This is a genomic window from Anaerospora sp. (genome assembly GCF_032013335.1).
In the GTDB taxonomy this organism is placed as follows: domain Bacteria; phylum Bacillota; class Negativicutes; order Sporomusales; family DSM-15969; genus Anaerospora.
This window is the reverse complement of record NZ_DALZUO010000028.1, coordinates 14,170-40,351: the sequence shown is the minus strand read 5'-3', so window position 1 is coordinate 40,351 and position 26,182 is coordinate 14,170. Positions and strand designations below refer to the sequence as shown.

The 26,182-nt window shown below is 42.8% G+C and carries 21 protein-coding genes; 19 read left to right on the top strand and 2 right to left on the bottom strand.

Going from position 1 to position 26,182, the window contains the following annotated elements:
* The first annotated feature begins 111 nt into the window (after positions 1–111).
* The 9 genes from RTR76_RS17615 (at position 112) to queC (ending at position 9,822) form a co-directional block, all read left to right on the top strand.
* Complete coding sequence (locus tag RTR76_RS17615; protein ID WP_312523234.1) at positions 112–2,718, top strand: EAL domain-containing protein; 2,607 nt, start codon at positions 112–114, stop codon at positions 2,716–2,718.
* Positions 2,719–2,846: 128 nt separating this feature from the next.
* Positions 2,847–3,773: a phosphate/phosphite/phosphonate ABC transporter substrate-binding protein gene (gene phnD, locus RTR76_RS17610; RefSeq protein WP_312523232.1), complete on the top strand. Its 927-nt coding sequence runs from the start codon at positions 2,847–2,849 to the stop codon at positions 3,771–3,773.
* Positions 3,770–5,197 (top strand): ATP-binding protein, encoded by a 1,428-nt coding sequence (locus RTR76_RS17605; protein WP_312523229.1) that lies wholly within the window; start codon positions 3,770–3,772, stop codon positions 5,195–5,197. The genes phnD and RTR76_RS17605 overlap by 4 nt, the downstream gene beginning before the upstream one ends.
* A gap of 4 nt (positions 5,198–5,201) precedes the next feature.
* Entirely contained in the window at positions 5,202–5,864 is a 663-nt protein-coding gene (locus RTR76_RS17600) for a response regulator transcription factor (RefSeq protein WP_312523226.1), read from the top strand.
* 206 nt (positions 5,865–6,070) lie between these two features.
* Positions 6,071–7,417, top strand: a complete 1,347-nt coding sequence (locus tag RTR76_RS17595) for an MFS transporter (RefSeq protein WP_312523225.1) — start codon at positions 6,071–6,073, stop codon at positions 7,415–7,417.
* Between the two features lie 272 nt (positions 7,418–7,689).
* On the top strand, positions 7,690–8,352 hold the full coding sequence (locus RTR76_RS17590; protein ID WP_312523222.1) for an MgtC/SapB family protein: 663 nt from the start codon (positions 7,690–7,692) through the stop codon (positions 8,350–8,352).
* Between the two features lie 157 nt (positions 8,353–8,509).
* Positions 8,510–8,719, top strand: a complete 210-nt coding sequence (locus RTR76_RS17585) for a hypothetical protein (protein WP_312523220.1) — start codon at positions 8,510–8,512, stop codon at positions 8,717–8,719.
* A 55-nt stretch (positions 8,720–8,774) separates the two neighbouring features.
* Positions 8,775–9,068 (top strand): hypothetical protein, encoded by a 294-nt coding sequence (locus RTR76_RS17580; protein WP_312523219.1) that lies wholly within the window; start codon positions 8,775–8,777, stop codon positions 9,066–9,068.
* 97 nt (positions 9,069–9,165) lie between these two features.
* Positions 9,166–9,822 (top strand): 7-cyano-7-deazaguanine synthase QueC, encoded by a 657-nt coding sequence (queC, locus tag RTR76_RS17575; protein ID WP_312523217.1) that lies wholly within the window; start codon positions 9,166–9,168, stop codon positions 9,820–9,822.
* 56 nt (positions 9,823–9,878) lie between these two features.
* Here the strand turns inward: queC and RTR76_RS17570 are convergent, their stop codons facing one another.
* The gene (locus tag RTR76_RS17570) at positions 9,879–10,046 is read right to left on the bottom strand and encodes a hypothetical protein (RefSeq protein ID WP_312523215.1); all 168 of its coding nucleotides are present in this window, start codon (positions 10,044–10,046) and stop codon (positions 9,879–9,881) included.
* A gap of 2 nt (positions 10,047–10,048) precedes the next feature.
* Positions 10,049–10,234, bottom strand: coding sequence for a hypothetical protein (locus RTR76_RS17565; RefSeq protein WP_312523213.1), 186 nt, complete (start codon positions 10,232–10,234; stop codon positions 10,049–10,051).
* A gap of 172 nt (positions 10,235–10,406) precedes the next feature.
* On the opposite strand from RTR76_RS17565, the gene RTR76_RS17560 reads away from it, so the two are divergent.
* The 10 genes from RTR76_RS17560 (at position 10,407) to RTR76_RS17515 (ending at position 26,174) form a co-directional block, all read left to right on the top strand.
* On the top strand, positions 10,407–11,399 hold the full coding sequence (locus RTR76_RS17560; protein WP_312523211.1) for a metal ABC transporter substrate-binding protein: 993 nt from the start codon (positions 10,407–10,409) through the stop codon (positions 11,397–11,399).
* Between the two features lie 178 nt (positions 11,400–11,577).
* The gene (locus tag RTR76_RS17555; RefSeq protein ID WP_312523210.1) at positions 11,578–12,702 is read left to right on the top strand and encodes an HD-GYP domain-containing protein; all 1,125 of its coding nucleotides are present in this window, start codon (positions 11,578–11,580) and stop codon (positions 12,700–12,702) included.
* A 108-nt stretch (positions 12,703–12,810) separates the two neighbouring features.
* Positions 12,811–13,983 (top strand): type III PLP-dependent enzyme, encoded by a 1,173-nt coding sequence (locus tag RTR76_RS17550; protein WP_312523208.1) that lies wholly within the window; start codon positions 12,811–12,813, stop codon positions 13,981–13,983.
* A 154-nt stretch (positions 13,984–14,137) separates the two neighbouring features.
* Entirely contained in the window at positions 14,138–15,547 is a 1,410-nt protein-coding gene (gene gnd, locus RTR76_RS17545; RefSeq protein WP_312523206.1) for a decarboxylating NADP(+)-dependent phosphogluconate dehydrogenase, read from the top strand.
* Between the two features lie 127 nt (positions 15,548–15,674).
* Positions 15,675–16,739, top strand: a complete 1,065-nt coding sequence (gene corA / locus RTR76_RS17540) for a magnesium/cobalt transporter CorA (RefSeq protein WP_312523204.1) — start codon at positions 15,675–15,677, stop codon at positions 16,737–16,739.
* A gap of 82 nt (positions 16,740–16,821) precedes the next feature.
* Positions 16,822–17,952, top strand: a complete 1,131-nt coding sequence (locus RTR76_RS17535) for a sensor histidine kinase (protein WP_312523202.1) — start codon at positions 16,822–16,824, stop codon at positions 17,950–17,952.
* A gap of 174 nt (positions 17,953–18,126) precedes the next feature.
* Entirely contained in the window at positions 18,127–20,946 is a 2,820-nt protein-coding gene (locus tag RTR76_RS17530) for a PAS domain S-box protein (protein WP_312523200.1), read from the top strand.
* Entirely contained in the window at positions 20,943–23,741 is a 2,799-nt protein-coding gene (locus RTR76_RS17525; RefSeq protein WP_312523198.1) for a PAS domain S-box protein, read from the top strand. The genes RTR76_RS17530 and RTR76_RS17525 overlap by 4 nt, the downstream gene beginning before the upstream one ends.
* A gap of 207 nt (positions 23,742–23,948) precedes the next feature.
* A complete protein-coding gene (locus RTR76_RS17520) occupies positions 23,949–24,938 on the top strand; it encodes a sensor domain-containing diguanylate cyclase (RefSeq protein ID WP_312523196.1) in 990 nt (329 codons plus the stop codon).
* Positions 24,939–25,178: 240 nt separating this feature from the next.
* Complete coding sequence (locus RTR76_RS17515) at positions 25,179–26,174, top strand: HDOD domain-containing protein (RefSeq protein WP_312523194.1); 996 nt, start codon at positions 25,179–25,181, stop codon at positions 26,172–26,174.
* Positions 26,175–26,182 lie beyond the last annotated feature (8 nt).

Genomic DNA, 26,182 nt, shown 5'->3' with positions numbered 1-26,182 from the left:
ATTATTATTCCTTTCTGATTTATCTTAGCTATTGCAAAGGAAGAATTAATAGTTTGTCGAACATAAACAAGTACGTTAATGCTAATTTGATATGTACTTGTGAGGCTTGATATGAAAAAGCTAGATAAGCGGTATCGCTGTAAACCGCTATTGAAATGTATTCCTCGAAAAGCCAATGCTGCAGTATTGTATCAGGCTGCTCTTGGTTTGCTTAATCGTTTAGAGATGAACATTCTCCTGGAACTGATTGTTAAAAGAGCTGCCAATTTAGTTGGAGCTCCTAATGGATACTACAACACAGTTGATCTTGATCGTGGTTTGATGACCAGAAAAGCTGGCGTAGGTATCTATCAAACGGATATTGGCCGGACAATGAGCGTGAATCAAGGGCTTATCAAACAAACGATTCAAACAGGACAGGTCGCAGTGATCGGTAATTATAGCGCATGGGCGGAGCGATTAGAAGATCCTTTTTTTGATACGATCCATTCAGAGATGCAGATTCCGATAAAAATTGATTCTATTGTTGTCGGTGTACTGGGCTTATCCTTTACAGAGGCCGGTCAAACCTTTACCAGCTATGATATTGCTCTTTTTGAACAATTTTCTATTATCGCTTCTATTGCGATCGATAATGCAATGCTGTATTCAATGGCAAAGCATGAAATACAAGAGCGAGAGAAGACGCAGACTCATTTGCTGCATATTACCGAGAATATGCATGATATTATTTGTAAAGTGAATACAGAGGGAATTGTAGAATATATAACCGGTTCATCTAAAAAACTGATCGGGTATGAACCGGGTATTTTGTGCGGAACCTGCTTTCTAGAGTATGTTTACCCGGAAGATCTGGACAAAATCCGTGAGACGTTTTTTTCGTTCTTGGCAAGTGGCGAGCCAAGTGTTTATTGCCATAGGCACTTGTCGGCAGCCGGCGGTGAAGTATGGCTGGAAAGCGTCGGTGAACGAATTTTTGAAAACGGCGTTGTCATTGGTGCGGTTTTTGCTTCGCGAGATGTTACTGATCGGATGCAGGCGCAGGCCAATTATCAGGCTATATTTGGCTTAGTCAATGATGGGATTGTGCTATATGATATTACAACTCTGCAGGTTCTTGAAGCTAATAATAAGGTCTGCGAATTCTTTGGGCTTACAAAAGATGAAGTATTAAAAATGAGCGGTGAATGCTTAGGCAGTGGCGAATTTCCTTATGATGTTTCGCAAATAAAAATTTGGTTTCAAAAGGCTATTGCCGGCGAGAGTCCGTTGTTTGAATGGAAACTTAAGAATTGCCAGGGGCAGTATTTAGATGTTGAAGTCAATTTGAAGCAAGTGAATATAACCAATAAAAGCTATATACTGGCAGTAGTGCGCGATATTTCCGACCGGCGGGCAGCAACAGAGCAGATATATCGTCTTGCTAACTACGATGCCCTTACCGGACTCCCTAATAAACGTCTTTTTGAAGACCGGCTGAGTATAGCGCTGGCCCATGCCAGAAGAAATGGTGAGAAGTTGGCAGTTCTTTACCTAGACTTGGATCGCTTTAAAACCATAAATGATTCATTAGGGCATGAAACTGGGGATGAACTTCTGAAGAAAGTTGCAGAGCGACTGCAAATGTGCGTTCGCGATGATGACACAATTTGTCATCAAGGTGGCGATAAATTTATTATTCTGCTGACGGATATTCCCAAATTATCCGATATGTCACAAATGATTGCCCAGTTTCATATGGCCCTAGCTTCTCCGTTAATGGGGAAAGAAACGGAACTAAGGCTTACTTCCAGCATTGGTGCCAGCTTTTTTCCGGATAATGGACATTCGCCGGAAGTGTTGATCCGCAATTCCGAATTAGCCATGTATTACGCAAAAGAATTGGGCAGAAACAATCATCAGTTTTTTACTGAATCTTTGAATGAGGGAATAGCAGAGCGGCTGTCGATTGAAAGCAGCCTTAGACTGGCATTGGAACGCAATGAGTTTTTGCTTTATTATCAGCCTCAGATCGATATTCGTACGAATGCTTTAATTGGTGTTGAGGCGCTTATTCGCTGGAATCATCCCCAAAAAGGAATGATATCACCTGCTAAATTTATTCCGGTGGCAGAAGAAACGGGCATGATTATTCCCATAGGAGAATGGGTGATTCACGAAGTTTGCCGGCAGCATAATAGTTGGTTGGAGAGTGGCCTGCCTAAGATACAAATCGCTCTTAATCTCTCGGCTATCCAGTTTCGGCAGAAGCAGTTTCCGCTGGTAATAGAGGAAATTATAAAAAAATATAACGTTGATCCTTCGTATTTGGAGATAGAATTAACCGAAGGAATTGTAATGGGCAATGATGATGGTGCTATTGAAGAAATGCATGCACTAAAAAAGCTAGGATTAAATTTATCCATTGATGATTTTGGGACGGGGTATTCCAGTTTGCGATATCTCTGCCAGTTTCCGATTGATAAATTGAAAATTGATCAGTCCTTTGTCCGTGAAATGAATGCGGATACAACTCAACTGGCTATTATTGAAACAATTATTACGTTGGCGAGACAATTGAAACTGCGTGTCTTAGCGGAAGGTGTTGAAAGTAAGGCAGAGCTGGAGCAGTTGAAGCGCTGCGGCTGCGAAGAAGTTCAGGGGTATTATTTTTCTAAGCCCTTGCCTGCCCACCATTTCGTCGAATGGTACAGCAATTGGAAAATGCAAAATATATGAAGCAGGAGGCAGCGGCCCTTGGTAAGGATGAGCCCGCTGTCTCCTTTTTTTGTCCGTTATAATTCATTGGGAAGTCTATAGTGCTGTGCTATAATAACGATAGATTACCTTGGAACGCAGGTGATTAAATGTTGAGAGCAGCAATGAGCAGCGTGCTGGTTGTGCTTTGCTTACTTCTGGTTAGCTGCCAGACGACAAAAAATCAAGCAATATATATTGATTTTACCGATAAGGAGGCGCAGGCGGAAATCCGCCGGACAACGGAAAGTATACATAAGCCGATTCGCATAGCCTTGGCGTCTGTGGTATCTGCGAAAGATACGATCGGATATTACCGTAAAATTGCGGATTATGTTGCCAGCCAGCTTGATGTACCGGTCATTTTAGTTCAGCGCAATACTTATGAAGAAGTTAATCAGCTTATGGCTAATGGAGCGGTTGATATTGCATTTTCTTCTACGGGAGCATATGGGGCATATAGAGGACTGACGGATGTGGAGCTGCTGGCTATGCAGCAATATCAGGGCAATTCCTTGTATACTACTTATGTGATTGTTAATAAAAGCAGTACTATCGAAACTATGGAAGGCCTTCGCGGCAAGAGTTTTGCATTTACTGATCCGCTAAGTTATTCCGGTCATTTATCGGTTATGCAGCATCTAAAGCAAAATAAAGAATTGCCTGAACGGTATTTCAGCCGTTTTTTCTATACATACAATCATGATAAATCCATTTGGGCAGTTGCTAATAATTTAGCTGACGGTGCAAGTATAGACAGTATGATCTATGATTACGCACAGGAAAAAACGCCTGAATTGATTGACCAGATTCGTATTATTGCGTCTATCGGCTCGGCGCCGACAGGGCCGATTATTATGCGTAAAAATCTGAGTTCCGAAATGAAGGAGCAGCTGCGGGAGATCTTTTTAAATATGGAAAAGTCACCTGAAGCCCGCAAAGGAATGCAAGGATTACTTATTGACCGTTTTGTGATGCCCCAGCCTAATTTATATGAGCCGCTGCGGAATCTTTACAACCGGGTGGATGAGCTATGATTAAACGCTTATCGCATTTTGGAATTTATTCTCAGGTAAATGGCTTAATTGTAGGCCTTTTACTGCTCTTAGGCTTGTTGATCTGGCTTTTAGTTCAACATTCTACTGTTGATTTTCTGGGACACCAAATGGAAAAGCGGGGCGTGGATATTGGAAAATATATTGCTATATTAAGTGCCAATGATATTGTACTTGATAATAATTATGCGTTGTATGAACGGATCAGTAATACCCGCAGTAATACAGAAGATGTCAGGTATATTCTCATTACCGATTCGGCGGGGAATATTATAGTCCATACCTTTACCGACGGTCTGCCGAAGAAATTGAATGATCTTGCGGCAGCGGCGCTTACCCCAGGAGAAGCTTATCGTATTAACCGGTACGAAAGTAATGAAGGTGCCATTCATGAGGCTATTGTGCCGATTGAAAACGGTGATATTGGTTATGTACGCGTCGGAATGTCAGATAAGCACATGCAGCAATTTTTGAATCGTAAAAATACGGAGATCTTTGTTGGTATTCTTGTTATGGCTCTGGCAGCTGCCTTTGCTGCTACCGGCCTCACTTCGGTTATCATCCGGCCAATACGGAGGCTGGCGGCAGCTGTGGCTGAAATTCGCAAAGGCAATTTGCCTGAGCATGTTGCAGCAAAAGGAAACGATGAAGTCGGCCTGTTAACAGGAGCCTTCAATGAAATGGTGGATGGTCTTAAGCAGAAACAGAAAGAAAACGCACATTTGCTTGAAGAACTGCGCCTGAAAGAAGCCATGAGGGCCGAACTGATTAGTAAGCTGTTTACTATTCAGGAAGAAGAACGGAAACGGATTGCCCGGGAACTTCATGATGAAGCAGGTCAGTCACTGACTTCGCTCCTTGCTTATCTTAAAGTGCTGGCGTCCCGGTCTGACGACCATAAACAGCACCAAGTGTTGGAGAAAATGCGAGAGCTTGCTATTGGCCTATTGGGAGAAATGAAAAATATGGCACTCGAGCTCAGACCTCCTGTATTAGATGACCATGGAATTGTTGCTGCGATGGAACGCCATAGCCGCAATTTTTCTTTACAATACGGTATTCTTATCCGCTTTTCAGCATCTGTTGATAAACTGATAGTCACTAATGATGTGTCGCTGGCTTTATATCGCATTTTGCAGGAAAGCTTAAACAACATTGCAAAACATGCAGCTGCTCGATCGGTAAGTGTTACTGTAAAGGTGGATTTAAATGCCGTCATTCTAACGGTAGCTGATGATGGGATCGGTATAGCACCACAGATCTTGGAGATGAGCTACGAAAATAAGCAGCTTGGCCTGTATGGCATGCGAGAACGGGCAGAGCTGCTAGGCGGTACGTTTGTTATTCAACCCGGCGAATCAGGCGGTACAATCCTTATGGCCCGATTTCCGGTGCTAATGGAGTGAGATTATGGAAAAACATCGCATTATACTGGTTGATGATCACCCGGCGCTCAGGGCTGGCGTCAAGTTTCTGCTGGAAAACGATGCGTCCTGTGAAGTGGTGGGTGAGGCAACTGATGGAGAACAGGCTTTGAAATTGATTGAGCAGCTTGAAGCGGATGTCCTTATTCTAGATTTATCCTTGCCCCATATGTCCGGAATAGAGTGCATTCGTGAGCTTAAAAGCAGAAACTGCAAAATTAAAATAGTTGTTTTTACTATGCATAGTGATGAACGCTACGTAAAGGAAGCTATGCAGGCGGGGGCAAGTGCCTATGTGGAAAAGCAAGCAGTTGATACGGAGCTGATTGCCGCAGTTAAATCTGCTGCTGCAGGACAAATTTATCTTAATCCGGAGAAATCCCAGATATTATTGGCTGCACTGCTTGCTCAACCGCATAAAACGGAAGAGAGAAATCCCTATGTTATTTTAAGTTCACGTGAAAGAGAGGTTTTAAAGCTGATTGTCCGGGGATATTCACTGGGCGAGATTGGCGATAGCCTAGCTATTAGCGTCAAGACAGTCGAAACATATAAATCGCGTTTAATGCAGAAGTTGGAATTCACGAAAAAAAGTGAGCTTATTGAATACGCCGTTAAATATTGCTTGCTTCCCACCACGAACACGTAGGAAAAATCCCTACGTGTTTTTATTATTTTTTACGGATTTTTCTTACAGATCAATCGTGCTTTTCCCCGCTATCGCCAGGCGAAAGAACGTGGGATAATTCTGATAAATAAAGGCGGGAGCTTTGATAATTATCTTAGGCCCGCATTTTTGCTGAAAAGGAGGTCTGGATTTTTACAATCTTATTTATATTCTAAGGAGGAATACAATTGACAACCTTGCCTGTAACCCCAAGTACCGCCCTGGTTAAAATGACGAATATCCGATGGCGGATCATGTTTCTCGTTTTTGTTATCCTTACGCTTAATTATTTGGACAGAGTCAATATCTCCATTGCCGCCCCACTTATTCAAAAGGAGTTTGGCTTTTCACCCGTACAACTGGGAGTTATCTTTAGTGCCTTTACCTGGGGGAATGTTTTAGGTCAATTACCAGGTGGCGCACTTTCCTCGGTTTTTGGTGCCAAAAGAATGTATGTTATTGCAATCGTCTGCTGGTCGGCGCTTTTGGCGGCAACCAGTCTGGCAACAAGCGTAACATCCTTTGTTATTTTTCGAGTTGTTTTTGGCTTTTTTGAGGGCATGTGCTGGCCGGTGGCCTCAACAGTAGGGGCTACCTGGTTTCCTAAATCAGAACGGTCACGCGCGATGTCTCTACAAGCTAATGGCATGGTAGTTGGCCTGGCCATTGCGCCGCCTTTTGTTACATACTTCATGATGCAATATGGCTGGCGAGGCGCATTCTTAGTTTCCGCGGGATTGTCACTAATTTGGTTGATTTTCTGGATATACACCATGAACGACCGTCCGGACAAACATCCGAATATTAATAATGCTGAGTTAAAACATATCGCCGACGGACAAGTCATTAGTGCGGAAGATGCTGCCAATGAACAGCCTTTATCGTTTATGGAAGCAATTAAAGTGGTAATTAAAAAACCTTCCCTATATGCAGCCTGTTTATCGAATGGAGCACTTGTTTGGACTTTATACACTTATACCAGCTGGCTGCCTCTGTATTTACAACATGAGCGTGGTTTTACCATTGCCAAAACCGGGTTTATTGCCATGCTTCCCTTTCTCTTCTCCATGATCACAATTCCTTGTGGCGGGATTGTATCAGACTGGCTGTACAAGAGAACTGGCAATTTGAAGCTTGCTAAAAACTTGCCTATTATGTCCGGTCTATTTGCCGGCGGAGTAATGATGATTCCGGCAGCATTAGCTGAAGACCCCATGACAGGCGTTTTTTTACTGTCTATTGGTTATTCCTTGATCATGTTTATTCTGGGGCCCCAGTGGGCAATTCCGCCTGATGTAGGCGGTAAAAAGGCCGCTGGCTATGCTTGCGCACTTGTCCAAATCATTAGTCATATTCCCGGTATTATTGCACCTATTTTCATGGGATATATCGTACAGGCAACAGGTCACTATACTGCGGGTGTTGTTACTGCCGGTGTCGTAGCTATGCTCGGTGCTTTGCTTTTTCCTATTCTGTATCGTGGTGAAAAGGACCATTACAGTGAACCGCAGAAGGTGTGCAATATAAAGTTGTAAGCATAGAATAGATAGAGAATGCTCACCAGAATAATCTTCACTCCCCGTTGCTGTAAGTGTAGAATCTTGGTGTTCAATCAGGTGAGGAGGTGGTTAACATGGTGCCAATTACAGCAGGAGATGTGTCCATGCTGCTTATGGAGGCCTCTGTGGCATCTGCAGTGCTAACCTCACTCGCCTGGCTCAACAACTGCTTTAGATAGGTACTGTCTTACTTACGGCCTTTACTTTTGCGCCGGTAAGGAACGGGCAGCAGGCGGGAGAGAAACGATATGATGATTGATGATGCGACAATGCTTATCAGGCTGATAACTGCTGTGATTCTTGGCGGTATTATCGGATTTGAAAGACAGCATAGAGGGAAAACTGCAGGCTTAAGAACGCACATTCTTGTATGTTTAGGCTCCTGTTTGACGGCAGTGCTGTCAGTGAATATGTATGCTGCCGTACAAGGATTAACCAATGCTGATCCAGCCAGGCTGGGTGCGCAGGTAATAAGCGGTATTGGTTTTCTGGGAGCAGGCGCAATTATGAAAGAAGGGGCTACTATAAAAGGCCTTACTACAGCTGCCAGCTTGTGGGTAGTTGCTACTGTTGGCCTGGCGACAGGAGTAGGTGCACTGACCAGCGCGGTTGCAACTACTATCCTTATTGCAATCGTGCTAGAGGTTTTTCCGATTATTGACCGGCGTAATGCCTGTCGTGTGCCTTCATTGGTGCAATTATCCGTTAAATCGCTTGACTTTCCCGGACAGATTGGACGCATTGGATCATGTCTTCGAACACTGGGCGTGGATATCTTGCAAATTCAAATTGAAGAATGCGAAAAAGGAATGATTATGATTCCGTTGACGATTCAACTGTCGGAAGCACAGCAACTGGAGCAGATTTTAACAGCATTGACACAAATTGAAGGTGTACTTGGAGTAAGTTAGAGAAAAGAGACGTTCAATACGTCTCTTTTTTTGTATTTTTAAATGATAATTATTATTTAAAAATATAATATATTTTATAATAACTTGAAAATTCTATCCATATTATGGTACTATATATGCAAAGATAATAATTATTCAAGAGACGGGATGTGAGAATATGTTTGCAAACCTGCGAAATATTGAAAAAATAAAATTGCTTGTTATTGGGCTCTTTATGGTATTAATCCTTGGCAGCTATGCTCAGTTTGTTATGCGAGTCGGATTCTCAAATCCTGGTCTGATATGGGAAGAAGTTGTTAGCGCAGTTCTTGGTTCGGCTTTGCTAGGAATCTTTGTAATAATTCGCAATAAGCGTGGTCATAGATAGCATAATTTTGCCTATAACTGCTAATACTACCTTCGCGAAAGGGGCGAGATAGATAGTGAAAAATGGGCTGGAATTAAAATCGTATACGCTCCTACCCGAGCAAATTGAAGCACTGTTACTAGCAGATTTTGGTGATAAGCTTCAACCGGTGGACAGCGGAAAACTCGCAAAACACCGGCAGCAGCAAGCGAATCTTGCTGCAAGCAAATTGCGGTTTCACAAACCCAAGCGTACGGAAGAAGCAGAAGTACCTGAAGCACCAGAATCAATCGAAGCACCAGAATCAATCGAAGCATCTGAAGGTATGGAATCCATGGAAGATGTACAGGAAGGTCCGGAAGTTCCATAAAAGAGGGCATACCGCCAGGTAGCCCTCTTTTGTTCTTTGTGATAAACTAGTGCTAGCTAAGCGATGTAGATTAGGCGACAACGATGAGGTGAAAAGAATGGCTGTACATAACAGCAGTGCTCTGGTGGTTTTCAGTGGAGGACAGGACAGTACTACGTGTCTCTTCTGGGCGTTGGAACGGTTTAATAAGGTAGAAGCAGTCACTTTTAATTATAATCAGCGTCATAAGCAGGAAATTGACTGTGCAAAGGCCATTGCCAGCGAGCTTGGCATCGTGCATACGGTCTTGGATATGTCCCTATTGCATCAACTGACAGCCAATGCATTAACCCGCCCGGAAATGGAGATTTCCTCAGGTGGAAAGGGCGATTTACCATCTACTTTTGTAGATGGCAGAAACTTATTGTTCATGTCCTTTGCAGCGGTGCTGGCTAAGCAGAAAGGAATGCAGCATATCGTGACAGGTGTGTGCGAAACTGATTTCAGCGGCTATCCTGACTGTAGAGATGTATTTATTAAGTCACTGAATGTGACGGTAAACTTAGCAATGGAATATCAATTTGTTATTCATACGCCATTGATGTGGCTGAATAAAGCGCAGACATGGAAATTAGCTGATGATATGGGTAAGCTCGATTATATCAGGATGAAGACTTTAACCTGTTACGAAGGCGTCATGGGGGAAGGTTGTGGGCAGTGCCCCGCCTGCAAATTGCGTAATAACGGATTGATTCAGTATAAACAGGGCAAATAAAAAAGACATAAGCATGAGCAAAGCGTGAAAACTGCTCATAGCTTATGTCTTTTTTATTAGCTTATTTCTTCCATTTGTTTATCATTAGCGGACTGGTTTTTATGAGAAATTTTTTCAGTATGAGCGTAACTGGAGAATGACGATATAACACCAGTGCTTTCTAATTCTGCTGTTATGCCGTCTTCCGTGCCGGCAACAAAAACTTCCTCATCGTGACTGCTCATGATTAGTCCTCCTGTCCGGCGCTATGATTGATATATTCTAGAGCTGAATGCAATCCTTCAGAGTCAGATACAACAGAATCTTTCATCTGTGATGGCTCCGGATTATTAGAATTGTAGCCGACTTCTTCGTTTGCTTTAATCGCTTCGGTATTCAGTTCCGGCTTTTTCGGATGCGCACCTTTTTGCATGTTATCCACCTCCTTGGGATAGTTTCTCCAAATAATCGCTTTTGCCATACAATCACCAGGATGGTAATTACAGGGCGTTTTTAAAAATAGTAAAAAAAGTTGACATTTACAGAAATTTTTCCTAAACTAATAGTAATATTCCTATTTAGTTACATTCTCAAGGAGGATAATAATGTTCCGTAAAATTTGGTTTTTGGTGTCTCTATTGATCATTGCTATGTTAGTGGTCGCTGGCTGCGGTGGCAAGACTAAGCCCGCTCCCACTTCGACTGCGGGTGATAAATTAAAGGTAGTAGCGACAATTTATCCCATTTATGAGTTTACTAAGCAAGTAGGTGGCGACAAAATTGATCTTGCTATGCTTATTCCTCCCGGGGCAGAACCACATGAGTGGGAACCTACGGCAAAAGACCTGATTGCAGTTAAAAGTGCAAAAGTTTTCTTGTATAACGGAGCCGGGTTTGAGCCTGTAGATAAATTGCTTCACAAGGATGTTCTGGGTGCGGCATCTGCAGTAGAGGTTTCTCAAGGAATCCCGCTTCTTAGCGGGATTGAAGAAAGTGAGCAGGAAGAGCACGGACACGAAGGTCATGGGCATGAAGGCCATGATCATGACAAAAAAGACGGGAATCATGTACATCAGGTTGATCCCCACGTTTGGCTTGATCCAGAGTATGCAATCGTGGAAGTAAATAATATTGCTCGCGCTTTGAGTGAGGCTGATCCTGCAAACAGTGCATATTTCCGTGCTAATGCCGACAGGTATAATGCAGAGCTGACTAAGCTTCATGAAGAATTCCAAAGCGGTCTGGCTGCTGTGGTTAAAAAAGATATTGTTACAACCCATGCTGCTTTTCAATACTTAGCAAAACGGTATAATTTGCAGCAGACACCTATTATGGGGCTTGCGCCGGATGCTGAGCCTACTCCGGATAAAATGGCATCAGTAGTGAAATTCTGCCGGGAAAAGCAAGTTACTACAATATTCTTTGAAGCTTTGGTTAGTCCTAAACTTGCTGAAACAATTGCAAAAGAGACCGGAGCTAAGCTCTTGGTACTAAATCCGATTGACGGTTTAACTGAAGAGGATTTAAAGCAAGGAAGAAACTATCTGTCGATGATGCGACAGAACTTAGCAAACTTAAAACAGGCACTCAGTCAGTAGTAAGCAAAAACGCAACTTTCGGGTTGCGTTTTTTACTGCTGCGAATTGTAAAAAATATACATAATTTCCTACATAAGTAATAGGAGAATGACCTATCATGTCGAATACAATGAAAGTCAAATATTCGGAATATTATAGGCGATTACAGATATCCAGCAGTAAGCTGGGGAGGTAAATTGTGCAGGAAATAGCAATTGGAGCTTTAAAGCCGGGCATGGAGCTAGCGCAGCAAATCAGCAGCCCCGATGAAAAAATAAGCTTAGGCCAGGGTGCAATATTGACGGAAGCGTGGATTAGCAAATTTAAAGAGTGGGGCCGGAGCAGTGTACGCATTGCTTGTCAAAACAGGCATACCGGCGCGGGTGCGCAAGAGCTGGACGTGCTTCTACAACAGGTATTTGAGCTTGCGGCTCCTGACAAGAGTAGATCTGTAGTAAAAAGTAATCAATCGGTATATGAAGAATTGCAGAATTGCTGTCAGTATGTAGAGAGCCAGCTCAGGAGAATTTATTTAATGGCACGGTGTGGAAGGCCTATTCCACTCAGGGAGCTTGAGCAGCTGGCCAAAGAGAAGCTCTACCCGCTGCTGGATAGGAAAGGAGCATTTATTTACATCCATGCCTCTGGACGTGCTGATGCATATCTATACCGCCATGCGATTGATGTGGCGCTGCTTGTGGGGTTTATAGGCCGCTGGCTTGGGTATTCAGAGGCTGAGGTGCGTAACCTGGTGTATGCAGGCTTGGTGCTTGATATTGGCAAAGCAAAAGTGGCGTTTGAAATCATTTCGAAGTCGGGACCATTAACATTGGATGAAATGGAACTGTCAAAAAAACACGTGCGGCATAGTTTACAATTGTTACTAGGCAATGAAATGATGGAAAAAGCGATACTTGATGGTATTTTACAGCACCATGAGAGAATCGATGGCTTAGGATATCCTTTGGGGCTGGATGGAAATAAAATTTCTCCCTTTGCCCGCATTTTAGCTATTGCTGATGTATACGATGCTTTAGTAAGCGACCGTTACTACCGGCAGGGGATTTCACCGATTGACGCAGTTTATACGATGATGTATGAAATGAGTGGATATTTTGACTCCCATGTACTAGGTACCTTTATCGATCGAATGCGGCAGCAGCTGGTCGGTGCATCAGTGGAATTAACAAATGGCGCTACAGGAAAAATAACTTTTTTTGAGCCCTTTCCCAATTTACAGCCTGTAGTAACGCTTGAAGATGGAATAATACTGGATTTGTCAAGCCGATCTGACATAGCCATTGCAATGATTAAAGTAACTTAGCATGGAATAAGTACGATTTTCTTCATTTTCCTATTGCACTTTCCCCTAGTTATGATACAATCGTAACGTGCCTTTTCGGGGCAACTTTAGTTAAGGCGGGTGAAGGGCTTGCAAAACCACTTCAAATTATCCGAAGCAGCAGTTCATTATTTAGCTCAAAAATATGGAACTCCTTTGCTTGTTCTGTCAACAGAGCAAGTTCGCCAAAATTACCAGTTTCTCACCGAACACCTGCCCGGCGTAAATGTTTATTATGCCGTAAAGGCCAATCCTGATGAGCGCCTGATTGATGAACTGGCGCAGCTGGGATGTTTTTTTGATGTTGCTTCCGACGGTGAAATGTTGGCTTTAGCTGCTAAGGGAATTGCTGGCGACCGTATGGTGTATGCCAATCCGATTAAAACAGCCAATGGATTTCAAGTGGCTAATCAAGTCGGTGTTCATAAATTTACTTATGACAGTGAGAGCGAAATTTACAAAATGGCAAAAGCCGTTCCCGGCGGATCAGTGCTTTTGCGGGTGCGGGTGGACAATCCTAAAGCACATGTAGACCTGAATAAAAAATTCGGCTGCTCCATCGATGATGCGCTGCGGTTATTGTTTCTGGCACGTGAACAGGGGCTGGATGTTGCAGGCCTATGCTTCCATGTCGGCAGTCAGTCTAAGAGCGCAGCACCCTACCTGGAGGCAATAGCTGGATGCAGAATGTTGTTTGATCAAGCTGCTCAAGCCGGTCTAAAACTCAGAGTTCTTGATATTGGCGGTGGCTTCCCGATACCTGAAATTGATGATGATTTCGATTCTGAAGCAATGTTGTACGAAATTAGTACTGCACTGAAAGAATATTTTCCAAACACCGAGATTTGGTGTGAACCAGGACGATTTATTTGTGGTACAACAGTAAATCTGATTACCCGCGTCATTGGTACGCAGCAACGCAATAGTCAACAGTGGTACTTTCTGGACGAGGGATTATATGGAACGTTTTCAGGGGTTATTTTTGATCACTGGGATTTTGAATTAGAAACCTTTAAAGCAGGCAAAAAAATACCTGCTACTTTTGCAGGCCCCAGCTGCGACTCCCTGGATATTATGTTTCGCGATAAAATGACACCTCCCCTTGAGGTGGATGACCTTATCCTGGTACCAATCTGCGGAGCCTATACATCGGCTTCAGCAACCGTATTTAATGGTTTTGCGAAAGCACCGCGCATAGTGTGGGAAGATGTAGCAGCTGAAATAGACGAAACGGCGGCAACTGTATTGCCTAGTGCAGTTTAATTAATCTTTTAAAAGGGTGCGTGCAAACGCACCTTTTTTTCCTGTAGAAAAAGGAAATACTATCTTTGACGCGAATGTAAATATTTAATTTATTTTCTATAAATTAATACAGATGTGAAAATAATTTTCTGCAATACAAAGAGGAGGATATAACATGCAACTGTGTGATATTGGTTTGATCGGCTTAGCCGTCATGGGAGAGAATTTAGTTCTTAACATGGCTGGAAAAGGTTTTTCTGTGGCTGTTTATAATCGTACGGTAAGCAAAGTGGATGAATTTGTTGCAGCCAAAGGGCAGGGTATGCCTGTCAAAGGCGCTCATTCACCGCAGGAATTGGTTAGTATGCTGGCTGCTCCCCGCAAGATTGTTCTTATGGTTAAGGCAGGCAAACCTGTTGATGATATGATTGCTGAGCTGTTGCCGTTTCTGGAACAAGGGGATATTTTAATCGATGGTGGGAATTCATTTTTTGAGGATACCCGCCGCCGTAATCAGGAGTTAACAGCAAAAGGAATCCGGTTTATTGGCATGGGAGTTTCAGGTGGAGAAGAGGGTGCGTTAAAGGGGCCTAGTCTAATGCCGGGGAGCGACCGGTCGGCTTATGAAGAAACGGCGCCTATTTTCACCCGCATTGCCGCCCAGGTAGCGGATGGTCCTTGTTGTGCTTACGTTGGTCCTGACGGTGCCGGTCACTATGTGAAAATGGTACATAATGGTATTGAATACGGTGACATGCAGCTCATTAGTGAAGCTTACTATATTATGAAAACAGCCTTGCAGCTTACTGCAGATGAATTGCATGAAGTGTTTAGTGAATGGAATAAAGGGGAATTAGATTCGTATTTAATTGAAATTACCCGGGATATTTTTACACAGGTTGATGAAGTGACAGGCCAGCCGCTTGTTGAACTTATACTTGATAAAGCCGGTCAGAAAGGCACAGGCAAATGGACTTCCCAAAGTGCTTTGGATCTAGGCGTAGCTACTCCTACAATTACTGAGGCTGTATTTGCCCGCTGCATGTCGGCTTACAAAACTGAGCGCGTTGCAGCTTCGGCTATTTTAGCAGGACCTGATGCAACTTTTACAGGCGATAAACAGGCTTTTATTGAGGCTATTCGCGATGCATTGTATGCGTCTAAAATTTGTTCTTATGCCCAGGGCTTTGCACTGTTAAAGGCTGCCAGTGAAGAATACGGCTGGAATTTAAATTATGGTGATATGGCATTGTTGTGGCGCGGCGGGTGTATTATCCGCGCACGTTTCCTGGATCGTATTAAAGAAGCATTTACTGCTAATAAGGATTTAGCAAATCTGTTGATTGATCCCTATTTCAGCTCTACTTTAGCCGGGGTACAAAACAATTGGCGCCTGGTAGTTAAGACTTGCAAGGAACTCGGGATTCCAACACCGGCTTTTAGTGCTTCCTTAGATTATTATGACAGCTACCGGAGAGCTGTTTTACCGGCGAATTTAATTCAAGCCCAACGTGACTACTTTGGCGCTCATACGTATGAGCGTGTTGATAAACCAGGCACATTTCACACAGAGTGGGGTAAATAAGATACTGCTAGTTGCGACAGTCATACGACTGTCGCTTTTTTATTATAGCAAAAGCATCTAGGAATTTTTACTGGTCATAGCGAATAGAGAATTCATCCGGTCAGCAAGGGAAATTGAGGTTAAGATCATGAGAAAACAGCATCGGCTATTAGCGAAAAAGGTAGGAATGCCGCCAGGAACTTTACTGCATATAGGCAGTAAACGGTCAGAACGGCCTGTAATCACATTTTTGTGCTATGATGAGCAAAGTGTCATAAGAGAGCAAGAAGGGATCTCTCTTAATGAACTATCAGCTGCTAGTCAGAGTGGTGTAATCTGGATTCATGTTAATGGGCTTAGCCATGTAGAAATAGTAGAACACATTGGGCAGTTGTTTGCTATCCATCCGCTGACACTCGAAGATATTTTAAATACCAATCAACGGCCAAAGCTGGAAGACTATGGGGATTATATTTATATAGCGCTGAAAATGCTCGGCTATGATGAGGAAAAGCAGCTTATAGCAGCCGAGCATATTAATATACTAGTTGGTGCCAATTTTGTCATATCATTTCAAGAATCAAATCAGCCGATTTTTAAGCCAGTGCGTGAAAGAATTAAAAATGGCCAAAGCCGCTTTCGTAAACATGGTGCTGATTATCTTGCTTATGCTTTAGTTGATACGGTAGTAGATTATTATTTCGTGCTGCTGGAGCAGCTGGGAGAGCAGGTAGAGACACTGGAAGAAGAACTGGTGACAAAGCCTGATGCTAAGCTGTTGCCTGCTATTCACAATCTGAAAACAGAAATGCTCTATCTTCGTCGTTCCGTATGGCCCCTTAGAGAGGTTATTGCACAGCTTGAACGGGGAGATTCGGCGCTCTTTAAAGACAGTACGCTTTTGTATATTCGGGATATTTATGATCACACCGTTCAGGTGATTGAGACAGTGGAAACATATCGGGATATGACTTCAAGCATGTTGGAAATTTATTTATCCAGTATCAGCAACCGGATGAATGAAGTAGTGAAAATGCTAACTGTTATTTCAACGATATTTATGCCTCTTACTTTCTTAGCTGGGCTTTATGGTATGAATTTTAAATACATGCCTGAATTAGAATGGCAATATGGTTATCCGGCAGTGCTGGTTTTGATGACAATAATAGGAATAACTATGTACCGGTACTTTAGCGGCAAGGACTGGATTTAGCTGCAGGTAAACAGCCGCTAAGCGGCGAATGAGCATTACAACATGATAATAGGATCGATTTGCAAGAGCAAGGAGCAGCGTTGTGAATAAAACAATTGATACAAAAGCACTTGATAAAATTATTAAGCAAACTGTCGCTGCCGTCGAGCGGGGAAAGTCGCAAATCTTTGAAATTTATGAGGCTGCCCGGGGTGAGATGGACAACATTGCCAAAGACGTGTATGCAATGAAACAGCAAGCAGCTGCAATTATATGTAAAGTAGATGAGTTGGAGCGCAAGGTACGCCGCTCACGACTCCGCTTAATGGAAGTAAGCCGCAACTTTCATATTTATTGTGAACAGGATGTTAAGACGGCGTACGAAGAAGCTAGCCAGCTGCAGGTTGATCTTGCGGTGGCCCGTGAGCAGGAACAAAATATGCGGCGCCAGCGCAACGATCTGGAACATCGTTTAAAAGTGCTGAAGGAGACAGTAGCCAAAGCTGAGAGCCTTGCTACCTTAGTCGGTTCAGCCCTTGCGGCAATGGGCACACAAATGGAGAATGTTCTCGTTCAGGTTGAATCCATGCAGCAACGTCAACTATTTGGTGCGAAAATTATTAAGGCGCAAGAAGAAGAACGCCGCAGAGTTGCTCGTGAAATTCATGACGGACCGGCGCAAACAATGGCTAATATTGTGTTTAGAGCCGAAGTCTGTGAACGACTGATTGAAACGGATTTGACTCGCTCTAAGGCAGAGTTGAAGGACTTGCGTGAACAAGTACGGTTTTGTATAAAAGAGGTTCGCAAAATTATTTTTGATCTCCGGCCAATGACCCTTGATGACTTAGGACTAGTTCCTACGATTCGCCGTACGCTGGATACATTACGAGATCGTACGGGAATTAGTGTGGACTTGCGTGTGATGGGGGAAGAGAAGCGGTTGGATTCACATGTGGAAATAAGCTTTTTTCGTATTATTCAAGAGGCCTTGACTAATGTTGAGAAGCATGCAAAGGCTTCATCGGTTATTGTGCGGATTGAGTTTATGACAAAAACAGCCTCGGCAATTATTGAAGATAATGGAGTAGGTTTTGATACTGCGGAGAATGTAGGCTCTGAAAGCTTTGGTTTAATGGGGATGTGGGAGCGGATGAGCTTACTAAATGGTGAAATAAATTTATCTTCCAAGAAGGGGCAAGGAACGCGAATTGCCGTTAAGGTTCCATTGTAGTTTTCATGTTACGGCCATTATAGATCGATTAACAAGACTTGGCTTTAAGCCAGGTTTTTTATTTCTGCCTGTATAACACTGCAGCAGAATGGCCAGTAGCAGGGAATTACAGAAAAATGGCGAATTTTGTTAATTTTAGGGGTTATTGTAAGGTTCTTTAAGGAGCAGTCCTAAATGACGAATAAGTTAAAAAACAAATATTTTTTACAGATAATTGCTTTTTTAATACTGATAGGCGGACTTGTTGCGCTTACCCTAGGTGGAATAGGATCAGAGCAAGATTACTGGTTTTTGGATAAAGGCTGGGAATACTCCTGGGGAGATCGCAGTCCGGAAACAGCCAGCAGGGCCTCGCAGTGGCGTCCGGTAAAGGCTTTTCATGAGCCTGATGGGCGCAATGGACAAAATTATTTATGGCTGCGGGTTCTTTTGCCCGAGAATAAGGTGAAGAATCCTGTTTTACTTACTAAATTTGTACAGCAAACCTTTGAAGTATATGTAGATGGAACGCTGCAATACAGCTATGGCACACTTCCCACTCCGGCAGGAGAAAAGCTGCGCCCCTGGCTGCCTTTGCATTTTATTTCGCTTGCTGATGATGCTCCAGGGAAAATGATTTATTTTCGCATCTCTTCAGATGCTCCCGTGATTGGAATTAAGGGAGTAGTTGAGTATGGACCGATGCTTGGGTTATTCCGTTATAAAAATATGATGGATCTATTAAAAATAAGCTCAGCAGCGCTGATGCTTTTTACTGGCATTTTTTCGCTTATTTTTTATTTGTTTTATCGGCGCGAAGCGATATATTTTACTTTTTCAGGCAATGCCATTTTGAGTGCCTGTGTAGTCATCGGCAGCACGTATAATAGTTTTCTCATTTATCCTCACGCTGATTTCTGGAATTACTTTATTTTTATCGGCGTATTGGGTTGGAAAACATTTTGGTTTCAATTTTTAGTTTATATTGTTGAAGACCGGTACAATCGCGCAGTACAAAGGATTTCGTGGACACTAACGACGCTGTTTTGCTTATTTATCCTGGCTGCGTTCGCTGTGCCTCGTTTGATTGAACCCATTTTTCTAACACATACCATTATTAGCGTAGGTTGTTTTTTGCTCATTCTCTATTTCTGTCGTAATCAATTCAAATATGGACAGGACGTTCAATTTTACGCTATTGGTACAGTTATCTGGTTAATTACGAATACGCTTGATACGTTAAGTGTTTTAGGTATAATTTATACGCCTGCTTTCGTTTCCTGGATTGGACAGTTTGCCGAGGTTTCTGGTTTGGCCAGTATACTATTGCTGCGTTACGCTGCTATACAGAACAGAATCAATGAATACTCTCAGGATCTTGAAGAGTTTAATAAAGATTTGGAAAGTATCGTAAATGAAAGAACGCTGGACTTGTCTATTCAGAATGCCTGCTTAGAGCAGCTTTTTGATAACTCGCCGGATGCTATGGTTATGTTGAATCTAAATTATCAGGTTACTAAGGTGAACTCATCCTTTGAGCTGTTATTCGGTTATGGAGACGAGGAGGTCCTTGGCAGGGAATTGCGTACTTTACTGCAGATTTCAGGTGCCGGTGTGGTGGAAGAGCATATTTTTGATACCACCCGAATGGCACAGGAGGTGCATTTGGAAACGGTACGGTTTCATAAAACGGGCAATCCCATTACGGTTGCTTTAACGGCTTATCCTTTTATTACGGAAAATAATCAAGTCGGCGTGTATGCTGTTTACCGGGATATTTCTAAACGAGTGTTATCAGAACGCATTCTCAGAGACAGTGAGAGACGTTATCGGCTGCTGGCAGAGAATATGGAAGAGGGTATTTGGCTGCTGAACTTTGACAGGCATCTTCTCTATGTAAGTCCATCGCTGAAAAAAATAATGGGGGCCGCTTTGGAAGGATACCTGAAGAAACTGCGGCACCAACTGATCGATCCCCAGTTGGATGCAGCCCTTAAGGAAGTAGTAGGCGGCTATTACCGGGGGGAGCGCCGGCAGGTACCTGTTTTGCTGGAGGAAGAAATAGGTGATGCTAAAGGCAATGCTATCTGGGTTGAAACATCAATTACCATTGCCTATGGTGATAAAGAAGACGCGCTTGGGCTATTGGGAATAACCCGAAATATTACAATCCGTAAGCAGACGGAAAGATTACTTGCCTATTCCTATGAACGCAATAGGCGAAGCCAATTTTTTTATGATATATCAGAAGGGGTCCTGACTGCAGAAGCGGCGATTTACGCCCGGGCACGACAGCTGCGTATTAATTTGCCGCCTCAATTCGCATTGTGCTTTTGCCTGGTTTACGATTCTGAGAGCAGCGGAAGTGGAGCACGGCAGGATATTCTGCTTGATGAAGTAACGAATATTATTAATCAGCAATATGCATTAGAGGCCTGGAGTGCAGCCGATGGTGTAGGTATATTGTGCAATTTGGAACTCCTTTCTATAGGACAAGAGTCAGCATTACAGAGTATTGAAGCTTGTTTGCAATTGTTAGTGGCTGCATTTGAGTCGAAACGTTTTGTTATTGGTATTGCTGAGTATGCAGATGAAATTCAAGCATTCCCCTGCCGGCTGCAGCATGCCCGCACTGCAGCCAGAATTGGCAGTCAGCGATTTGCCGGTAGTGCTGTTCAGCGCTATGATGATTGTGGGATCTATGAAATTTTTGATTATTTTTCCGGTTTGGAAGAAGCTGAACTATTTGTGTCGCGAACACTTAATCCCCTGCTTGAGTATGATCGGGTCAATCATACTGAATTGGTATATACGCTGGAGAGACTTTTATCAGGCAGCAACTTAAAAGAGATGGCGGAAAGCCTGTCTGTTCATTATAAGACACTTGCTTCACGCAAACAAAGAATTGAGAAGGTGTTGAATATTTCGCTGGATTCCGCTGAGGACCGGATGATGGTGGGAGCTGCTTTACAAATTGATAAAATGCTGCAGGCACGCAGAGGAAATGAAATATGAGAAAAAAATATGTGGTGCCTATTATTATTTATTTGTCTTTTGTAGTGGGTCTTTTGGCGTTTTGCTATTATGGACTTGAAGAACAGATGGATCATCGTTTTTTGAAAGAAGGCTGGCAGTATTCTTGGGAAACTGATAAGCAGCAGCTGTCTGGAAAAGAAGGGCAGTGGAATGCGCTGCCATTCCTTGAAAGTCCGGAAGGGCGGAATGGGAGAACTGAATTATGGCTCCGTATCCTATTGCCACAGGAGCCTGCACATAATCCGGTATTATTTCTAAAGAATATTACGCAAAGCTTTACCGTTTTCATAGAAGGCGAAGCAGTATATCAATATGGTACGCTGGCGGTACAGCAGAAAGAAAAACTTAACTGGCTGCCGTGGCATATTATTACCTTGCCGGATCAAGCTGCAGGCAACCGGGTCTATATTCATGTTTCTTCAACGTCTACGGGTATCGGTATTGCAGGTATTGCTGAATATGGTACTATGCAGGGGTTATTCAAACACAAGATCATAATGGATTTACTGAAAGTCAGTGCGCTTTTTTTAATGCTGGCAGCGGGTCTGCTGGCTATCCTGGTTTATTTTTGTTATCTCAGAGAGAAAGTCTATCTGGCTTTTGCCGGCAATGCTCTGGGAGCAGCCGCTACTGTTGTGGGTACTACCTTCAGCTCATTTTTGTTTTACCCTAATCCGGAGTTTTGGAATAATTGGCTTTTGGTTTCCAATTTATGCTGGAAAGTATTTTGGCTGCAGTTTTTTGTGCATATAGTCGATGATGAATACCGCATTGCAGCACTCTGGCTGCTTGGAGTTACCAGCGTCATTACTTGTGTTCAGATAGCGGCAGCATTGCTTAATCCCGGATGGGCTTACTCAATTTTTGCAAGCAATATCTTTTATGTAGCGGTTTTTTTTATAATCGTACTCTATTTTTGCCGCAATCAGCTGCGCTTTAACCGAGAGGCTCAGCTTTATGCGGCGGGTATGACTGTTTACCTGGCTGTAGCGCTTCTAGATAACTTGAGTGCGCTTCGCTTGATTTTTATGCCTACAATGCTGGGGTGGATTGGTCAACTCAGCGAAGTCAGCGGATTAGCGGCGATTCTGATTTTACGCAATGTGAGGGTACACCGCCAGCTGCGCGAATATTCAGAGGAGCTAAAAGAATTTAACCGGAACCTGGAGAGTATGATACAAGCCCGTACAAATGAACTATCTATTCAGAATGCTTGTCTAGAGCAGCTTTTTGACAATTCACCAGATGCAATTGTTATGTTGGATTTGCAGTATAGGATTATCAGTTGTAATCCGGCTTTTGAGGGTTTGTTTGGGTATTCTCTTGAGGAGGCAAAGGGCTGCCCGGTCAGCCAATTACTGGGCATCACTAGCGAAGAACCGGCTGCTGAACATCTTTTTGAGCGTTTAGGACGGAAAAAGCGTGATCATGAGGATGTTGTGAGGCGGCATAAAAACGGTTCCCTTATTCCTGTTTCTCTGACGGCGTATCCGTTTATTACCCAAACTACCCAAGTAGGTGTGTATATCATCTACCGGGATATTTCCCGCAGGCTGATAGCAGAGGAGATACTCAGGAACGGAGAGCAGAAGTACCGCTTGCTGGCAGAAAATATTGAGGGGATCATTTGGCTGGTCGATTTTGATAAACAGTTATTGTATGTCAGTCCGTCACTGAAAAGGCTCACCGGATTTACATTGGCTGAGTATTTAAAAAGGCCTTTTGATGAACAGATTACTCCAAGCCTGCAAGCTGCTATTGACGAGGTCATTGAGGCTTACTACCAGGGAAAAGAGGATCAGTTACCAGTGTTGCTAGAAGAAGAAATATACGATAAAGGCGGAAGAAGGATGTGGTTGGAGTCATCTATTCGGATTGCCCATGGAGAAGATGGCCAATTATTAGGTCTTATTGGGATCAGCCGTGATATTACATCCCGGAAGCGAACGGAAAGATTGCTTGCCTATTCGTATGAGCGGAAAAGACGTAATCAATTTTTTACTGCCGTTGTCGAAAAAGTATTATCCACTGAGCAAGAAATATATGCTCAGGCCAGACAAGTGCGCGTCAATCTGCCACAAGAGTTTTCACTCTGGTTTTGTCTTATTCATACTGATTACAACCTTGTTGCAGAATCGGATAAGCAAGAACGGATGAAAGATGAGATTACGGATATGCTTAACTGGCAGGACGGATTTGTGGCATGGAATGCAGTTGACGGAGTCGGCATCGTATATAATTTGCGGCATCACTCTGAAAGCCCGCAAAGTGAAGCAGAGGCAGCTGAGGTTTGCTTGCAAACTCTGGAAGCTGCTCATCCAGGAGTGAACTTCACTATTGGTGTTGCCGAACCTAGCCATTGCCTGGCCCATTTCTCCAGACAATTTCGTCATGCTTGTTCTGCAGCGCGTATTGGCAGACAAAAAAATGGTTCTAGTTCTATCCAGTACTATCGCGACTGCGGCATTTACGAGGTTTTTGATAGTTTTGCTGAGACGAAAGAGGCAGTTGCTTTTGTAGACAAGACGCTGGGCCCGCTTATTGAATATGATTTGAATAATAATACAGAACTTGTTGATACTTTGGAGAAAATCTTATCAGGCAGTAGTTTAAAAGACTTATCCGAACAAATGTTTATTCATCAGAAAACGATCTCTTCCCGCAGGCAGCGTATCGAAAAAATATTGCTGGTTTCTTTGGAATCCTTTGATGACAGAATGAGGCTTGGAGCGGCATTTCAAATTAAAAAAATGCTCGCAGCGCGGAAATGGTAATCTATACGGTAAATAGGGACTTGGCTAAAAAGCCAAGTCCTTTTTGTTTTTTTCTTGGAATGAGACTGCGGCAACGGCGGCTGCAAAAGGCTGTAGCAGCAAGGCTTTCCAGAACGTGTATATCCATATGGATAACTAGGGACCTTATTTGGTTGGATAGCTTTATCCATTTGGATAATGGTTAAGGATAGGAGATATTGTTATAATTTGTTATTAAAAGTAAGCGGTATTATGGACAAGCAAATAGCAGAAAAGGAGAGAAGACCTATTTTTACTAAGATTGTCAATAAAACCAAGGTTTTAACAACGCCGCTCCTTTTAAAGGAATCAGAGGCTTTTTTCTATGAAATACTTTTTAACACACATCATGCACTCATTGTGGTTGACGTAAATACGAAAAGAGTCGTTTACGTAAATGCTGCATGTGAAAAAATGTATGGTTATACGCAAGATCAATTACTAGGGATGCCTATTACCTCATTTTTTGCAGCAGATGAAGATATGGTTACAACGTATTTTACCAAAGTGATGAGGACGTACCCCCAGGACTATTATTCGAAGGCAATGCACATCCATAAGAAGGGCAATTTATTTGCCGTAAAAGTAATTTCCAAAATCATTTTTATTAATAAAAGACGCTATATTTTGACGTATGTGGCAGATATAACACGTCAGCAAGAAAAGAAAATTCAACTCAAAAAGTTACTATATAAATTAAGTTACCGTGCTTATCGTGATTATCTAACAGGCACCTATAACCGCCACTATCTGTTTGATGTCTATTTGAAACGCATTGGTAAACAGAATATCGGTTTGCTGCTGTTAGATATTGATGAGTTTAAGCAAATTAACGATTGCTATGGGCACCAGGCTGGCGATTTAGTGTTAATTGAAGTTGGTTATATCATAAATAGTCTTATTTACCCGGGGGATAAAGTAATCCGCTTTGGCGGGGATGAATTTCTTATTATTCTGCCTGATCGTTCCAGAGAAGAGTTGTCCTTGGCAGCCCGTACAATTCAAAAAGATATTTCTTCATGGAAATTTATGGACAGGGATCGGGAAATTCATTGCACTGTCAGTTTCGGCATGGCTACTGGCACGTTAGAGCACAGCAGGCATGTAGATGAGCTTATCAAACTGGCAGATGATGAATTGTACAACTGTAAAAAAACAAATAGATCTTCCAAGTTGTAGTTGTAAAATAGTATTTGTATATGTGTGGTGTAACTGATGAAAGCTTTCGCAGCAAGGCAGCCTGTTTTTAACAGAAATGAGAAGGTTGTTGCTTATAAACTACTCTTTCGATCAGAACCCAGGGTGGCTTATGATGCTACAGAGGCCGAAGAAACTGCAATCCGCATTATGGCCGGAACGAAGCAAATCTTTGTTGCATTTTCCTGCAGCCTGCTGCAACGGGAAGATTTTATTACATATTTGCCTAGGCAAGCGGTAATTATTGAAGTTGCAGGGATAGTTGAGCCAAGCTGTGAGATCGTAGAAGTATGCAAAAACTTAAAGCGTCAGGGATATACAATTGCCCTGACTGAAGGTGAATTTTTCAGCAAGCTGCCGGAATTGATCGCAATAGTAGATATTGTTAAAGTAGATTTTTTAGCAATTCCAACCGACAGGCAGCAATGGATTGCAAAGGAGATAGGCAGTCGGCGCATTCGGCTCATGGCGGAAAGAGTTGAAACAAGAGCCGATTTTGAACAGGCCGCTGCTTGGGGATATACTTATTTTGAAGGCAGCTTTTTTAGTAAACCAAAGATTATTTCAGCAGATAGTTCAACAGCCAAAAGGGCATATCTCGAGATGCTGCAGGAAATAAACCTACCCGGGTTTACTTATAGAAGGATGGAAGAAACGATTAAGAGCAACGCCGCTTTTTCTAAGCAGTTGTTAAAATATGTTAATGGCAAGACTTTTGATTTTCGTACCCCAATTGATTCAGTTAGGCATGCATTAATACTCCTCGGGAAAAAAGAGGTCGAAAAATGGCTATCAATCTTGATTATTTGGGAAATTAGCAGACCTATTTCCGAGGAAATATTGATCTTGGCAATAGCGAGGGCACGATTTGGCGAGATAATGGCCCTCCAAATGGGCCTTCAAAGCCTAAGTTCAGAGATTTTCTTTATGGGGCTGTTCTACCTAATAGAATGTATGGTAAATCTTCCGATAGAAAATTTTATTGCAAATTTGCCGGTATCATCAGAAGAGAAGAGTGTTGTATTGGGGAAAGACAATAATCTCGGTGCAATACTCTACCTTGTTATCTCGTATGAAAAGGGAAGGTGGAGTCAATTTTCCTATTATGCAGCAAAATGCAATATTAATGAAATGGAAGTACCTAGCGTCTATTTGCAATCACTGCAGTGGGCGGAAGAGATTGTTGTAATGATCAATTCAAATGGTGATGCAGGATAAGGCGGTGA